Genomic DNA, 15102 nt, shown 5'->3' on the forward strand with positions numbered 1-15102 from the left:
GAACCGTCAGCCGGTAACCATCATGGCCGAAACCTCGGCTTCGGCGGCTTTCGCGCCGTCAACCATCGCCTCGCAGGCGAATTTCAGCAGGTTGCCGCGCTTCTTGATCTTTTTGACGTGGATCCTGAGCTGATCGCCCGGAACGACCGGTTTGCGGAATTTCGCGTTGTCGATGGTCATGAAATAGACCAGCGACGGCTTCTCGGTGTTGAGGCTGCGAATGCAGATCGCGCCCGCGGTCTGGGCCATGGCCTCGATGATGAGCACACCGGGCATGACGGGCTGCTGGGGAAAATGGCCCTGGAAATGCGGCTCGTTGATGGTCACGTTCTTGATGCCGACAGCGGACTCGTCGCCGTCTATGTCGACGATGCGATCGATCAGCAGGAACGGATAGCGGTGCGGCAGGAGCTTCATAAGCCCCATGATATCGACCGCGTCGAGTGTCGTTGCCACCATGTCAGCCATTTCCGTCGCCTTGCTTGCGCGTCCTGGCCATCCTGCGCAACATCGCTATCTCGCGCATGGCTTCCGCCATGGGCTGCGCCGGGTAACCTCCCCAGATCTCGCCTGCCGGCACGTTGTTCATGAATCCACTTCTCGCAGCAAGTTTGGCCCCGGGTCCGATGGTCAGATGATCGGCGAGGCCGACACCGCCACCCATGGTGACGTTGTCGCCGACGACGACGGAACCGGAAATACCCGAAAGCCCGGCTATAATGCAATTGCGGCCGATGCGAACATTGTGGGCGATCTGCACCAGATTGTCGATCTTGGTGCCTTGGCCGATGATGGTGTCGGACATCGCGCCGCGGTCGACGGTCGAGTTGGAGCCGATCTCGACATCGTCCTGGATGACGACGCGGCCGATCTGCGGCACGCGTTCAGGTCCCTTGGCGCCGCCGACGAAGCCGAACCCGTCCTGGCCGATCCGCGCGCCGCCATGGATGATCACGCGATTGCCGACAAGCGCATATTGAATGCTGGCGCCGGGGCCGATGAAGCCGTCGCGGCCGATCTGGCAGGAACGGCCGACAACGGCGTGAGGCGCAATGACCGTGCCGCTGCCGATGGATACGCCGGGGCCGATCACTGCGCCGGCCTCTACGATCGCCCCCTCTTCGACATGCGCCGACGGATCGATGAACGCATGCGCCGATATGCCGGTTTCTCCGGTCATTGGCCCTGGAGTGGCGGCCTGCGGAAACAACAGCCGCCCGACCATTGCGAAAGCCTGTTGCGGACGTGGATGCATGAGCACCGCGATGCCCGGCGGCGCCTTGCTGGCAAAATCGACGGGGCACAGGACCGCGGCCGCCCTGAGCGACTGCATCAAGGCGAAATTGCGCTTGCCGTCGACAAAGACGAGCGCGCCATCGCCACCCTCGTTGGCGGGAGCCAGCGCCTCGATAGCAATTTCGGCCTGCGCGGAATCGAACAGGCTGGCGCCGGTCAGATTCGCGACCTCGCCAGCCGTATACCGGCGTGAAGGCGCGAAGAACACCGGATCGGTCATTCCAGAAGCAATATCCAGCTGGGTCGGATCAGTCCACTCCGGGCCGTCAGCCGGCCCGGAACCATTCGCAACCACGAAATCAGAAGCGGGTCGCGATACCGAAGTTGAATTCCTGCACGTTGTCGGTCGACTCTTTCTTGACCGGGATCGCATAGTCGATGCGGATCGGGCCGAACGGGGAAGCCCACATCAGGCCGACACCGACCGACGCGCGGAGCTTCATGCCGACGGAATCCGGGTTAACGCCGGCAAGTTTGTTGCCATAGAGCGTCGCCGCATCAGCGAACACAGCACCGCGCAACCCGAAGCTCTCCGGAATAACCGGAAGCGGGAACTGGGCTTCTGCCGAGGCATTGAAATAAGTCGTGCCGCCAAGGTGATCACCACTGCTGTCATTGGCCACAGGACCCATGCCGCCATACTCGAAGCCGCGGATCATGCGATCGTTGCTCTGGAAGAGATCGAAGATACGGAGATCGCCATTGCCGTAGCCCGCAATGTAGCCTGCTCCGCCCGAGACCAAGCCGACAAGGTCAAGCTGTTCCGACAAGGTCTGGTATACGCTCGCACGCCCGGTCACCTTCACCCATTTGGCGTCGCCGCCCAAACCAGCGAACTCGGTCGTGCCGGTGACATAAAGCCCTTCATGCGGGTTCTTCATATCGTCGATGGTGTTGTAGACCAGACCGAGGCTGACCGACGACTTGAGCCAAGGGCTTTCCGCAACGCCGTCGACGATCGCCTGCGAGATCGTGCACGGGCTGCCATTGGTGAAGACGCCACCTACCAGACAGCCATCGGCAATCGAATATTTCTCTTGCGATATATTGTACGCCAGCTGCGTCGAAATGTTGTCGGTGATCGGCAGACCGAATCGGACGGTCGCGCCGGTGGTGTCCGTATTGTAGTGATTGTACTCGCGGGTCGACTTGTAGATGTCGAAACCCGCCGCGATGCGCCGGCCGAGGAAATAAGGCTCGGTGAAAGAGATGGCGAAGTCGCGCGAATGCTTGCCGCCGCCGGCGGACAGCTTGATGTACTGGCCGCGGCCGAGGAAGTTGCGCTCGGTGATCGAGCCCTCGATGGATGGGCCAGGCGTGTCGCCGCCGGTCGAATAGCCGGCGCCGACCGAGAACTCGCCGGTCGACTTCTCGACCACGGTGACCACGAGCACGACCTGGTCAGGGGCCGAGCCAGGCACGGTCGAAATGTCGACGGACTGGAAATAATCAAGGTTTTCCAGCCGCTTCTTCGCGCGCTGGATGAGAACCTGGTTGAAGGCATCGCCTTCGCTGACATCGAATTCGCGACGGATGACATAGTCGCGCGTGCGGTCGTTGCCGCGGATCTCGATACGCTCGACATAGGCCTTGGTGCCCTGGTCGATGGTGTAGACGACCGAAATGGTGTGGTTCTCGAAATTACGGTCGCCGCGCGGCGTCACCTGGGCGAAGGCATAGCCCGAACCCGCGACCTTTTCGGTCAACGCGACGATCGAATCCTCGACGTCCTTGGCGTTGTAGACGTCGCCCTTGTGGGTTTCGACCGCGGACTCCAGCGACTTCGAGTCGACTTCCGGGATGGTGCTTTCCACGCTGACGTCGCCGAACGTATAGCGGTCGCCTTCCTGCACGGTGATGGTGACCGTGTATTTGTTGGTGGTGTCATCAAGCTCGCCGACGGCCGAGACGACCTGGAAGTCGGCATAGCCGTGATTGTAGTAGAAGCGGCGCAGCAGTTCCTGGTCGGCGCGCAGCTTGTCCTCATCATAGACGTCGTCGCGCAGCACGAAGGACAGCCAGGACGAGCGCTTGGTGTTGATGACATCCGACAGGCGGCGGCTGGAATAAGCGTGGTTGCCGACGAAATTGATCGCCGCGATCTGGGTGCGACCGCCTTCGTTGATGTTGAAGACCACGTTCACGCGGTTGTCGCCGAGATCCATGATCTGCGTGGTCACGGCGGCGTCGTCGCGGCCGATGCGCTTGTAGGCGGCCTTGACCGCCTCGACGTCGGCATCAAGCGCCTGCTGAGAGAAGGTCGCGCGCGGCTTCAGCTGGATGGCGGCCTGGAGCGCGTTGTCCTTCAGCTTCTTGTTGCCCTGGAACAGGACCTGGTTGACGACCTTGTACTCGGAAACCTTGACGACCAGGCTCGAACCGACCTGGTTGATCTGAACGTCCGAGAACAGACCGGTGCCAAACAGCGCCTTGACGGCGTCGTCGATATCGGAGCTGGAGAAGGGCTTGCCCGGCTTGATCGAGATGTAATTGCGGATGGTTTCCGCATCGACCCGCTGGTTGCCGCTGACCTCGACACGCGAAATGACCGCGGCCTCAGCCACGGACGTGGCAGCGAACTGCACTGCGAGCGCGCCTGGCACGACCAGAGCGGCGGACAAAGCCGCCGCGGATGCGGCGCTCAGAAACTTGGATGCTGCCTTCATCGGGCTTTTGTACCTTTTTCTCGTAGTCCCCACGGCGAGAAAACCGGACGTGCGGTATTTTCCCTTACCGTATTAACCGGATTTTCCCTACACGCAAGGCTCCCGGTTAATTTGTATTTACTTAACCGTACCGCGTGGCTTTCGCGTCACGCATATCCCCACGCATGGTAAACGGCATCTCAATGCGACCGGGTCTGAAGCCAAATTTCTTCATGATTTCAGCATCCAAACAGATCATTCCAAAACACGAAGCCCATGAAGCCGAGCACCAGGAACAGCCCGGTCCTATAGGCCATCTCCATCATTCGCTCCGAAACCGGTCGCCTTATGACGGCCTCCACGCCGTAGAACAAGAGGTGGCCGCCGTCGAGAGGGGGAATCGGCAGGAGATTGAGAAAACCTATCCCGACTGACAGAAATGCAACAAGCTGCACCAACCACTCGAAGCCGAGTTTGGCCGCCTGTCCCGACATCTTCGCGATCTTGATCGGACCGCCCAGTTGGCATTTGTCCTCGCGTCCCAGCGCAAAGCGCTGCAGGAACTGGCCGGTGCGCTCGATCACATGCCCGGTTTCCTCCACCGCCGCCACCACGGCGCCGGCCGGCGTATAGGAGATCAGGCGCGGCTGGCCGAGTTCGGCGTTGTTGACGACGCCAATAACCGCGACCTTGATCTTGTTGCCCAGCGCATCCTGCTGCTCCATGGGCTCCGGCGTGGCCGTAACGTCGATTTCCTTGCCGTCGCGCAGCATGGTGAAGGTGATGGCGTCGCCCGCCCGGCCCGAAACCAGCCGCTGCACGTCGGCAAAGGTCTCCACCTTGCTGCCGTCGACTTTGACGAATCGGTCGCCTGGCTGGATTCCAGCCTTTTCCGCCGGGCTGCCCTTGGTGACTTCGGCGACTGTCGGCTCCAGGACTGGACGGCCATAGAGGGAAAACAGCACCGTGAACACGGCGATCGTCAGCAGAAAATTGAACAGCGGCCCGGCAACGACGGTAGCAGCCCGCTTCCATATGGGTTGCGTATGAAAGGCGACCTCGCGCTCGGCTTCCGTCAGCGATTCGAGCTCTTCGGTGCTCGGCTGGCTCGACGTCGCGTTCATATCGCCGACGAATTTGACGTAGCCGCCAAGCGGAATGGCGCAAAGCTTCCAGCGCGTGCCGCGGCGATCGTAGAAACCGAAGATCTCAGGGCCGAAGCCGATGGAAAAAGCCTTCACCCCGATGCCGCACCAGCGGCCGACCAGATAGTGGCCCATCTCGTGGACGAAAACGACCACGGTCAGCACGAACAGGAACGGCACCAGCGTGCCAAGGACGAAGCCTTGTGTGCTGAAGACCGCGTGAAAAATGTCGTTCAAGTCATGCCCTCAAATTCGCCCACGCGCGACATTCCACCGCGACTGTGGCATCAATCCGGGCGAATCCGTGGCTCGCGCCATTTTTCGCCTTACCGCGTCGTTCAGTTCGGAAACAGCCCCAATGCCGGATGCTCGGCGCCCGCCGCGATCCAGCCCATGACGTACAGCGCGAACGCGGCCGCGACAAGCCCGTCCACCCTGTCCATGACGCCGCCATGGCCGGGAATGAGGTTGCTCGAATCTTTGGCGCCGTGCCGGCGCTTGACCCATGATTCGAACAGGTCGCCGATCTGCGAAACGATCGAAAGAGCGAGCGCCACGAGGCCAAGCTGGACGAGATTGCCGGCCCCGGCCGCAACTGCCAGCAGCAATCCGGCAACAACGCCGCCTGCCGCGCCGCCAAGCGCGCCGCTCTGCGTCTTGCCGGGTGAGATCGACGGCGCGAGCTTGGGGCCGCCGACCGCGCGGCCGACGAAATAGGCCCCAATGTCGGTCGCCCAGACCACGGCGAACAGGAAGAGAATCGCAATCAGCCCGGAATGATTGTCGTCACGGAGAAAAGCGAGCGAAAAGCCGGAAAGAGCCGCATAGGCAAGTCCAGGGGCTTCCCAGGACGCAGCCCCCTTGATCCGAGCGGCAATGGCCGCGACCGCCACAAGGATCGCGACGAGCAAGAGCAGCCACAAGGCTGGCAGCCCAGCGATCAGCGCGCCGATGAAGACCAGAATCAGGGTTTCCGGCAGGAAGCCGAGAGCCGCGCCGCTCCCGGCGCGCGCCATGCGCGTCCATTCATAGAAGATCAGCGCAGCGATTCCCGCGCTAAACAGCCGGAACGGCAACCCGCCGAGCCAGGTGAGCGCAAGCGTCAGCGCCGCCATCACGATTGCCGAGATGACGCGCTGCTTGAGGTTGCTCATTCGTGGCGGCGCCTAAAGCGCGACATCGCGGGCGGCAAGCCCGCCGAAGCGTCGTTCGCGGCCGGCAAAGTCGCGCAAGGCGTCGGCCAGGTGCTCGCGGCTGAAGTCCGGCCAATAGCAAGGCAGGAAGACGAGCTCGCTATAGGCCGCCTGCCAGAGAAGGAAGTTCGACAGCCTGAGTTCGCCGCTGGTGCGGATCACCAGCTCGGGATCGGGAATGCCCTTTGTGTCGAGCGACGCGGCAAAACTTTCCGCCGTGATCGCGTCGCTCGCCATGTCGCCGCGCGCGACGGCATCCGCTAGCTTGCGCGCCGTGCGCACGATCTCGTCACGGCCGCCATAGTTGAAGGCGATCACCAGCGTCAGCGACTCGTTGCCGGCGGTCAGCGATTCGGCCTCCTGCAGCAGTCCCCTGATGTCGGGCTGCAGCCCCTCCTTGTCGCCGATCACCCTCACCCGCACGCCGTTCTGGTGCAGTTCGGCGAGATCGCGGCGGATGAACAGCTTCAACAGACCCATGAGGTCGCTGACCTCGGTTTTCGGCCGCGACCAGTTCTCCGAGGAAAAGGCGTAGACGGTCAGGTAGGAGATGCCAAGCTCGGGCGCGGCGCGGACCGTCTTGCGCAGGGCCTCGACGCCGGCGCGGTGTCCGGCAAGGCGCGGCAGGCCGCGCGCCTTGGCCCAGCGTCCGTTTCCATCCATGATGATCGCGACATGCGCGGGCGTTGCCATGGTCTCGCTTTCGAGCCGGAAAACCCGACCCCTAAACCTGCATGATTTCAGCTTCCTTATCGGAAAGCAGGTGATCGATGGTGCTGATCGTCTCGTCGGTCAGCTTCTGCACCTGGTCGGAGCGCTTGCGCTGATCGTCCTCGCTGATGGTGCCGTCCTTTTCCGCCTTCTTGAGGAAATCCATCCCGTCGCGACGGACATGGCGCGCGGCGACACGGGCATTCTCGGCATAGCCGTGCGATATCTTGACCAGTTCCTTGCGGCGTTGCTCGTTGAGCTCGGGCAACGGAATCCGCAGATTGGTGCCGTCGACGATCGGGTTGAAGCCGAGATTGGCTTCGCGGATGGCGCGGTCGACCGCGCTGACCATCGACTTGTCCCAGACCGAGACCGAAATCATGCGCGGCTCAGGCACTGTCACATTGGCCACCTGGTTGATCGGCATCGTCGTACCGTATGCCTGCACCTGGACGGCGTCGAGCAGGTTGCTGGACGCCCGGCCGGTGCGCAGCGAAGCCAGATCGTGCTTGAAGGCGGCGATCGCCCCGTCCATGCGTCGCTTCAGGTCTTCGAACTCGCCACTCATGATCATCTCCTCGACCCGTTCGCCGGGTTCACTGCTTCTATCGTTATTTGGTCCAGGATTCCGTAGCCGCGTAACGGATCCCGGCGCCTGTTACTTGTCCGTGACGACCGTGCAATGGCCGCCGCCCCTCAGAATATCGCCGAAACCACCTTTTTCGTGGATCGAATAGACGATTATCGGAATGTTGTTTTCGCGCGCAAGTGCAATCGCGGCGGTGTCCATGATCGCAAGCCCGCGTTTGATGACTTCCGCATGGCTGATACGATCGAAACGGACCGCATTCGGGTCCTTCTTGGGGTCGGCCGAATAGACCCCGTCGACCTGCGTGCCCTTGAACAAGGCATCGGCGCCGATCTCGGCGGCGCGAAGGGCCGCGGCCGAATCGGTGGTGAAGAAGGGATTGCCGGTGCCGCCGGCAAAGATGACGACCTTGCCCTGGTTCATGTAGGCGGTCGCCTGGCGCTGGGAAAAGCTCTCGCAGAGCTCCGGCATGGCGATCGCCGAAAGCACGACGGCGTCGACGCCGATCTTGTTGAGCGAGGTGCGCAGCGCCAGCGAGTTGATGACGGTGGCGAGCATGCCCATGTGATCGCCGGTGACGCGGTCGCCGCCCTTCGAGGCCACGGCGACGCCGCGAAAGATGTTGCCGCCACCGATGACGACGCCCACTTCCACGCCTAGCGCGCGCGCCTCGGCGATGTCGGCGGCGATGCGGTCGACGACCGAGACGTCGATGCCGAAATGCTGCTCGCCCATCAATGCTTCGCCGGAAGCTTTCAGCACGACACGTCGATAGAGGGGCTTCACCGTCATCTCATTCCTCGAAATCTCGGCGCGGCAATTTTGGAGGCGAAACCGCCCCCGCTTCATCCGGCGATGCTGTCATGACGGGTTGACCCGATACACGAAGGGCGCGGCGATGTCACGCCGCGCCCTCGTGCAAAATTCCAGGCTTTTTGGGTCAGTTGCCGCCTTTTGATCAGTTACTTGAGATGCTGACCGCCTCGCCTTCGATCATGACGGGAGGCGAATAACCGGCCGGCTTGTCGCCGGTCACGGCGCCGCCGGTCACCCGGACCTGAATCTCGGAGCCGAAATAGGAATGCGGGAACGGCGCAGGCGTGGCGCTGACCTTTTCCAGCCGGGCGCGAAGTTCGGCGGGAATCGAAAAATCGAGCGCGCCGAGATTATCCTCGATCTGCGCAGGCTTCGTCGCTCCAAGGATGACGGAAGCGATGCCCGGCTGCGTCGCCGCCCAGTTGAGCGCGACCTGGGCCATGCTGCGGCCGAGCTCGGCGGCCACCTTCTCGAGTTCCGCCACGATCGCCCAGTTGCGGTCGCTGAACTTCTGGAAGCCGGGATGCGTGGTGTTGCGGAAACCGTCGAGCCGCCCGGCGTTTCCGGCTTGCGTCGGTCTGTATTTGCCGCTGAGCAGGCCGCTGGCCAAAGGGCTCCACGCCATGATGCCTGCGCCATGACGGGTGGCGAACGGCACGTATTCATGTTCGATGGCGCGCTCGGCCAGCGAGTATTCGAGCTGCAGCGCCGAGACCGGCTCGTAGCCGCGCAGTTCGGCGATCGCCTGGGCGCGACCGGCATACCAGGCCGGCACGTCGGAGAGGCCGATATGGCGCACCTTGCCGGCGCGAACGAGGTCGTCCAGCGTGCGCAGCACCTCCTCGGCCGGGGTGATCCTGTCCCAGACATGCAGAAGGTAGAGGTCGATATAGTCGGTGCCGAGCCGTTTCAGCGACGCCTCCACGGCGCGCATGACGTTCTTGCGGCCGTTGCCGCCGGCATTCGGATTGCCGGCATCGGAATTCATGGTGAATTTGGTGGCGATCACTGCCCTGTCGCGCAGGCCCCGCTCGGCGACGAACTCGCCGAGCCAGGTCTCGGCGGTGCCCCCGGTGTAAAGGTCGGCTGTATCGAAGAAATTGCCGCCCGCTTCGACATAGGCGTCGAACATCGCGCGGGCGCTCTCTCGGTCCGCACCCCAGCCCCATTCGGTGCCAAAGGTCATGGTGCCGAGAGCCAGCCGGCTGACGCGCAACCCGCTGTTGCCCAACGTGTAATAGGTCATGGTCATCGTCGTGTCCGTTTCGATCCGGTTGCCGCCGCTTACTGGCCGAGGGTCGCCTTGACCCAGGGATTGCCGCGCTCATGCGTCATGCGGAAGGTGAAGCCGTCGACCTTCCAGCCGGACGCCGAGCGCGTCAGGTGGTGCTCGTAGGTGCCCCAGACTTCCCACAGCGGGTCGCCGTTGCCTTCCATCCGGTTCCAGGCATAGCCGTTGGAACGGACAGTCGCGGCGTTGGCTTCAAGCGCGACCTGATGGTTGGTGCGCAGATGCAGGCTGGTCTTGCTGCCCTTGAGGTTGCCCGCCCAGGCGCCGATCAGATCGTCGGAAGCGATGTTGGCTGCGGGCTGCCCGGACAGGCTGCTGAAATCGGCGGTGGCACGCTCGGCGAAATAGCTGCGGGCGAGCTTCCAGTCCTGCGCGTCCACCGCGCGGTCGATGGCGTCGGCGATACGGATGACGGTACGCTCGTCGGCAAGGGCCTGCCAGCCACCCGGCTCGGCTCCGCCGGCACCGGCCGGCGCCAATGCCATGCCGGCTGCAAAAGTTACATGTCTCAATGCGTTCATTTCTTCTCTCCTTGAGCATCAGCCCGCCGCCGATGTGTTGACGCCAATATGAGCTGGCTCAGGAGCATCGATAAGATTGCATTGTTCGCATGGACTGTGCGATATCATTCATGAATGGATCGCGATTTGCTCACGCACCTGCCGGTCATCGTCGCCGTGGCGCGGCGCGGCGGCTTCGCGCTCGCCGCGGCTGAGCTCGGCATGAGTCCGTCTGCCGTCAGCCATGCGGTGCGGCTGGTGGAAGAGCGCATCGGCCAGCCGCTCTTTGCCCGCACGACGCGCAGCGTCTCGCTGACCGAAGCGGGCAAGGCGCTGGTGGAGACGGCGGCCCCTGCCCTGCAGGACATCGCCGAGCGGATGGACCGCATCCGCGGCGTGAAGGGAAGGCCTGCCGGCCTGCTCAGGATCAACGCCTCCAACATAGCGATCCCCCTGGCGGTGACGCCGGTGGTTGCGGCGATGGCGGAACGCTACCCCGACGTGACGGTCGAGATCGTTGCCGACCAGGGACTTATCGATATCGTCGGCGAAGGCTTTGACGCCGGCATCCGGCTGGGTGAAATGATCGCGCAGGACATGGTCACCGTCAGGATGACGCCGCCGTTCAAAGCCGTGATCGTCGCCTCTCCCGCCTATATCGCTAAGCACGGCCGTCCGCACGACGTGGCCGATCTCGCCAATCACAACTGCATCGGCTACCGGCTGGTCCGATCGGGCGCGCTTTACCGCTGGGACCTGAACGACAACGGCAAGGATGTCGTCGTCGAAACGCGCGGCACGGCCATCGTCACGGATTCGCTTGGCGCCATCGATCTGGCGCTGGCCGGGGTCGGGCTCGCCTACGTGTTCGAGCCGCTGGTGCGCGCCGACCTGGCGGCCGGCCGCCTCGTCCAGATCCTGCCGCAGATGGCGATCGAGGAGCCCGGCCTCTTCCTTTACTTCCCGCGCCGCGCATCGATGGCGCCGAAGCTCAGGGCTTTTATCGACACCGCACAAGAAATCGGCCGAGCATCCATGCGGACACCCGGCCGAGTCGCCTGAGCTCGTGAGCTCGTCACCTTAAGGGAAACGCTGGGCGCTCCCTTGGGATCAGAGCTATTTCTTGACCGCGGCAGCGACTTCCGCCGCAAAGTCGGTCGTTTCTTTCTCGATGCCTTCGCCGAGCGCGAAGCGCAGATAGGCAGTGATCTTGGCCGGAGCACCGATCTCCTTCTCGGCATCCTTCAGCGCCTTCTCGACGGTGATGTCGGGATTGAGCACAAAAGCCTGCTTCAGAAGGACGACCTCTTCGTAGAATTTGCGCAGGCGGCCCTCGACCATCTTCTCGATGATCGCTTCCGGCTTGCCGGTCTGGCGCGCCTGGTCGGCAAAGATCGCCTTCTCGCGCTCGACCGCTGCCGGATCGATTTGTTCCGCTGTCAGCGCCATCGGATTGGTGGCAGCGACATGCATGGCAACCTGGCGAGCGAACGCATTGGCTGCATGTTCATTGCCCGTGGTCTCGATCGCGACCAGCACGCCGAGCTTGCCGAGGCCGTCGGCAACCGCATTGTGGACATAGGTCGCCACCGCGCCATGCGGCACGGTGAGCTTGGCCGAACGGCGGAAATTGATGTTCTCGCCGATGGTGCCGACAGCGTCCTTGACGGTCTCGGTGACCGTCTTGTCGGAGCCCGGATACTTGGCCGCGGCAACCGCGTCGGTGGTGCCATAGGCGAGCGCGACCTTCGCGATGTTGCGGACCAGTTCCTGGAACTGCTCGTTGCGTGCGACGAAGTCGGTCTCGGAATTGACCTCGACGATGGCGGCTTCGCGTACGCCGGCGTCAACGCCGATCAGGCCCTCGGCGGCAGTGCGCCCGGCCTTCTTGTCGGCCTTGGAGATACCCTTCTTGCGCAGCCAGTCGACGGCCTCTTCCATATTGCCGTTGGTTTCGTTCAACGCCGCCTTGCAGTCCATCATGCCCGCGCCGGTCAAGTCGCGGAGTTCTTTGACCTGTGCAGCCGAAATGCTCATTGTCGCCTCTTGGTTCAAAATGCGCCGACGCACCAACCGGGACTCGGGTGATGCGCTCGGCAAAAGCGCTTTAGCGCGCCAATTTATTGGAAAGATGAAGGCCGGGACCCGGCCTTCCTTATCAAGCTTCCGGAGCTTCGGCAGCCGGAGTGTCGAGCGCCGGCTCGACCGGAGCCTCGGCCGAGGCGCCGATATCGACGCCGAGCGCGCCCTGCTGGCGGGCGATGCCGTCGATGGCGGCCTTGGCGATCAGGTCGCAATAGAGCTGGATGGCGCGGGCCGCGTCGTCATTGCCGGGGATCGGGAAGTCGATCTTGTCCGGGTCGCAGTTCGAATCGATGATGGCCACGACCGGAATGCCGAGGCGCTTGGCCTCGAGGATGGCGATCGCTTCCTTGTTGGTGTCGATGACGAACATCAGGTCCGGCGTCGAGCCCATGTCCTTGATGCCGCCGAGAGCCTTGTTGAGCTTCTCGCGCTCGCGGTCGAGGTTCAGCCGCTCCTTCTTGGTGAGGCCCTGGGCCTCGCCGGCCAGCGTCTCGTCGAGCTTGCGCAGGCGCTGGATCGAGTTCGAGATCGTCTTCCAGTTGGTGAGCATGCCGCCCAGCCAGCGCGAGTTGACATAGTACTGGGCCGAACGCTGCGCGGCGTCGGCGACGATGTCGGACGCCTGGCGCTTGGTGCCGACGAACAGCACGCGGCCGCCCTTGGCGACGGTGTCGGACACCTGCTTCAGAGCCTGGTGCAGCAACGGCACTGTCTGCGACAGATCGATGATGTGGATGTTGTTGCGGGCGCCATAGATGTAGGGCGCCATCTTCGGGTTCCAGCGGTGGGTCTGGTGGCCGAAGTGAACACCAGCTTCCAAAAGCTGGCGCATGCTGAAATCTGGCAGAGCCATTCTTTATTTCCTTTCCGGTTGGCCTCCACGGACACAGGCATTTCGGACATGTGTCCTGATGCCACCGGAGGTTTCAGCCGGATTTCTCCCGGGCAGACACCAAAGTCCGTGTGTGGAATGAGCGCGCATATAGAGGGGATGCGTCATAAACGCAAGCCATGCATCGCTTCACGGCTCAACGTGCGGCAATCAGCGCACCTGTGCCGATCATCGCGCCGCCGGCAAGCCTGTGCATGAGGCGTATGCGCTTCGGGGTCCGGAACCATCCGGCCGCCCGCCCCGCCATCGCGGCATAGAGCCCCATGACGACGATGTTGACGCTGATCACGACAAGGACCACGAGCAGGCCATCGGCGAAAGTCATCGCATCAAGGTTCAGGATCAGCGGCATGATGGAAGCGTGGAACAGCATCGCTTTCGGATTGCCGAGCGCGATCGATGCGCCGAGAAAGAAAGACCGCGACAGCCGGACCGGTGTTTGATGGGATCCATCCGATTGCGCGGCAACAGCGGCTCTCCAGATCCTGACGCCGAGAAAGATCAGGTAAGCAGCACCGGCATATTTCAGCAAAAGAAAAATCCATTCGAAGGTCTGGGCCAGGGCCACAAGGCCGGCCAACGTCAGGGTGACCAGCACGGCGTCGCCCGCAGCGACCCCCACGCCGGCCATGAACGCGCGCACGAAGCCGCGCGAGATGCCATTGGTGATGACAGCGAACATCGCAGGACCAGGTGTGGCGGCGGCAAGTGTGATTGCGGCGCAATAAGCCAGAAATGCCGTCACGGTCATCGTTTCACCTTCCCATTTGGCACTCGAACGCGGCGGAAGACGGCAACGATCTCCTCGCGGCTGCATTCGATAGCGCCAAGCCGCACGGCGCGGGTGCGCTCGAAACTGGTTATATCGTAATGCGGCGCCGAGGTCTTGGGCGGTCCCTGATAGGTCGAGTGCTTGAGGCCAAGCTGGGCGGCGAAGCGGTGCAGTTCCTCGGTTTCGTCGGCGAGCAGATGGCACCAGCGGCGGCCTGCCCACTTCCAGATCGCCGCATCGACATAAACCGCCATCAGGCCTGCCGCATCCCATGATCCCCACACACGACGTCTAGCGATTGGGGTTGCAAGCGAAAGCGCTGCTATTTCGACGCCGGGCAAGGCTTGGTCTGGTCGAACAGCGACAGGTTCACCAGCTTGCCTGTCATCGAGAAGTCGCCATAGTCCATGACGAGGTCGCGGGTGATGCCGTTCTCGTGCAGCTTGAAGCTGATCCGGTATTCCGGCACCTCCTCGCCGCTTTTGTCGGTATCGTCGAAATAGGCAATGTCGACCGGCCAGTATTTGTCGGAGGCGAGCTTGGCCAGCGCCGGCGCTTCCGGATCCGTCTTGTTGGCTTCCGTCTTCTTGCCGACGATGACGGTGGTGGTCATCACCTTGTTGGCGTCCTCGGAGCCGTCGAACAGATTGGTCTGGTAGAAATTCTCGCCTTTTTCGGCCTTGCCGATCAGCTCGACCAGATGCTGGGTCGGAAACTGCGTCGCCGCGAGTTCGAGGCTGCTCTTCTCCGGCTTGTCGATATCGACCTTGAGGCCCTTTGCTTCCCTGGTGGCCGTGCCTTTGACTTCCTTGTCGAGATTCTGGTCGACAAAGGATTTCGTCACGAAGGAAAAGGTCTTGCCCTCGGCGTCCTCGAAAGTCGTCGTCTGCTGGTCGGTCAGCCTGGTGTTGTCGTTGGTGACGATCTGCGTGACGAAGCGGAACTTGACCGTATAGCCTTCGCAGGCGGAGCCGTTGAACTCATAGACCATGCGGCCGGTGATGCCGGTAATGCCTGAACGGTCGGAGGCCTTGCTGAGCGTCAGATCGTAGACGGCGCGATGCGCCTGCAGCGCCGGCACCGCAAAGGCCGGCGTCATCGGAAGCGCCGCCGAGAGACAGGCGGCGGCAATAAAAAGGCGCGTTGCGCGCATGCGTTACTCCGATC

General features: G+C 62.8%; 16 protein-coding genes. 1 reads left to right on the forward strand and 15 read right to left on the reverse strand.

Annotated features, from left to right (window positions below; translation table 11 throughout):
- Positions 1–6: 6 nt before the first annotated feature.
- From fabZ to AC0YKC_RS28620, 10 genes are all read right to left on the reverse strand, one after another.
- On the reverse strand, positions 7–468 hold the full coding sequence (fabZ, locus tag AC0YKC_RS28575) for a 3-hydroxyacyl-ACP dehydratase FabZ (RefSeq protein ID WP_140642679.1): 462 nt from the start codon (positions 466–468) through the stop codon (positions 7–9).
- Positions 461–1516: a UDP-3-O-(3-hydroxymyristoyl)glucosamine N-acyltransferase gene (lpxD, locus tag AC0YKC_RS28580; RefSeq protein WP_320295696.1), complete on the reverse strand. Its 1056-nt coding sequence runs from the start codon at positions 1514–1516 to the stop codon at positions 461–463. Before lpxD ends, fabZ begins: the two co-directional genes overlap by 8 nt.
- Positions 1517–1595: 79 nt before the next feature.
- The gene (gene bamA / locus AC0YKC_RS28585; RefSeq protein WP_320295697.1) at positions 1596–3962 is read right to left on the reverse strand and encodes an outer membrane protein assembly factor BamA; all 2367 of its coding nucleotides are present in this window, start codon (positions 3960–3962) and stop codon (positions 1596–1598) included.
- 218 nt (positions 3963–4180) lie between these two features.
- Positions 4181–5323, reverse strand: a complete 1143-nt coding sequence (rseP, locus tag AC0YKC_RS28590) for an RIP metalloprotease RseP (protein WP_434722689.1) — start codon at positions 5321–5323, stop codon at positions 4181–4183.
- Between the two features lie 101 nt (positions 5324–5424).
- Complete coding sequence (locus AC0YKC_RS28595) at positions 5425–6240, reverse strand: phosphatidate cytidylyltransferase (protein ID WP_434722690.1); 816 nt, start codon at positions 6238–6240, stop codon at positions 5425–5427.
- A gap of 12 nt (positions 6241–6252) precedes the next feature.
- Entirely contained in the window at positions 6253–6972 is a 720-nt protein-coding gene (locus AC0YKC_RS28600) for an isoprenyl transferase (RefSeq protein WP_320295700.1), read from the reverse strand.
- A 31-nt stretch (positions 6973–7003) separates the two neighbouring features.
- The gene (gene frr, locus AC0YKC_RS28605) at positions 7004–7558 is read right to left on the reverse strand and encodes a ribosome recycling factor (protein WP_140642694.1); all 555 of its coding nucleotides are present in this window, start codon (positions 7556–7558) and stop codon (positions 7004–7006) included.
- Positions 7559–7648: 90 nt separating this feature from the next.
- Positions 7649–8371: a UMP kinase gene (gene pyrH / locus AC0YKC_RS28610; protein WP_040987265.1), complete on the reverse strand. Its 723-nt coding sequence runs from the start codon at positions 8369–8371 to the stop codon at positions 7649–7651.
- A gap of 166 nt (positions 8372–8537) precedes the next feature.
- The gene (locus AC0YKC_RS28615; protein ID WP_488513503.1) at positions 8538–9647 is read right to left on the reverse strand and encodes an aldo/keto reductase; all 1110 of its coding nucleotides are present in this window, start codon (positions 9645–9647) and stop codon (positions 8538–8540) included.
- A 32-nt stretch (positions 9648–9679) separates the two neighbouring features.
- On the reverse strand, positions 9680–10207 hold the full coding sequence (locus AC0YKC_RS28620) for a nuclear transport factor 2 family protein (RefSeq protein ID WP_488513504.1): 528 nt from the start codon (positions 10205–10207) through the stop codon (positions 9680–9682).
- Between the two features lie 114 nt (positions 10208–10321).
- Here AC0YKC_RS28620 and AC0YKC_RS28625 point away from each other — a divergent pair, with 114 nt between their 5' ends.
- Positions 10322–11248, forward strand: a complete 927-nt coding sequence (locus AC0YKC_RS28625) for a LysR family transcriptional regulator (protein ID WP_488513505.1) — start codon at positions 10322–10324, stop codon at positions 11246–11248.
- A gap of 54 nt (positions 11249–11302) precedes the next feature.
- On the opposite strand, the gene tsf is transcribed toward AC0YKC_RS28625, so the two are convergent.
- The 5 genes from tsf to AC0YKC_RS28650 all read right to left on the reverse strand — a co-directional run bounded on the left by tsf (position 11303) and on the right by AC0YKC_RS28650 (position 15088).
- Positions 11303–12223, reverse strand: coding sequence for a translation elongation factor Ts (gene tsf / locus AC0YKC_RS28630; protein ID WP_320295704.1), 921 nt, complete (start codon positions 12221–12223; stop codon positions 11303–11305).
- A gap of 121 nt (positions 12224–12344) precedes the next feature.
- Positions 12345–13124 (reverse strand): 30S ribosomal protein S2, encoded by a 780-nt coding sequence (rpsB, locus tag AC0YKC_RS28635; RefSeq protein WP_040994986.1) that lies wholly within the window; start codon positions 13122–13124, stop codon positions 12345–12347.
- 175 nt (positions 13125–13299) lie between these two features.
- The gene (locus AC0YKC_RS28640) at positions 13300–13914 is read right to left on the reverse strand and encodes a LysE family translocator (RefSeq protein ID WP_488513506.1); all 615 of its coding nucleotides are present in this window, start codon (positions 13912–13914) and stop codon (positions 13300–13302) included.
- Positions 13911–14189, reverse strand: a complete 279-nt coding sequence (locus AC0YKC_RS28645; protein WP_320295706.1) for a DUF4031 domain-containing protein — start codon at positions 14187–14189, stop codon at positions 13911–13913. The genes AC0YKC_RS28640 and AC0YKC_RS28645 overlap by 4 nt, the downstream gene beginning before the upstream one ends.
- 68 nt (positions 14190–14257) lie before the next feature.
- The gene (locus tag AC0YKC_RS28650) at positions 14258–15088 is read right to left on the reverse strand and encodes a cell envelope integrity EipB family protein (RefSeq protein ID WP_488513507.1); all 831 of its coding nucleotides are present in this window, start codon (positions 15086–15088) and stop codon (positions 14258–14260) included.
- Positions 15089–15102: the final 14 nt, after the last annotated feature.

This window comes from Mesorhizobium sp. CNPSo 4661 (genome assembly GCF_057784215.1).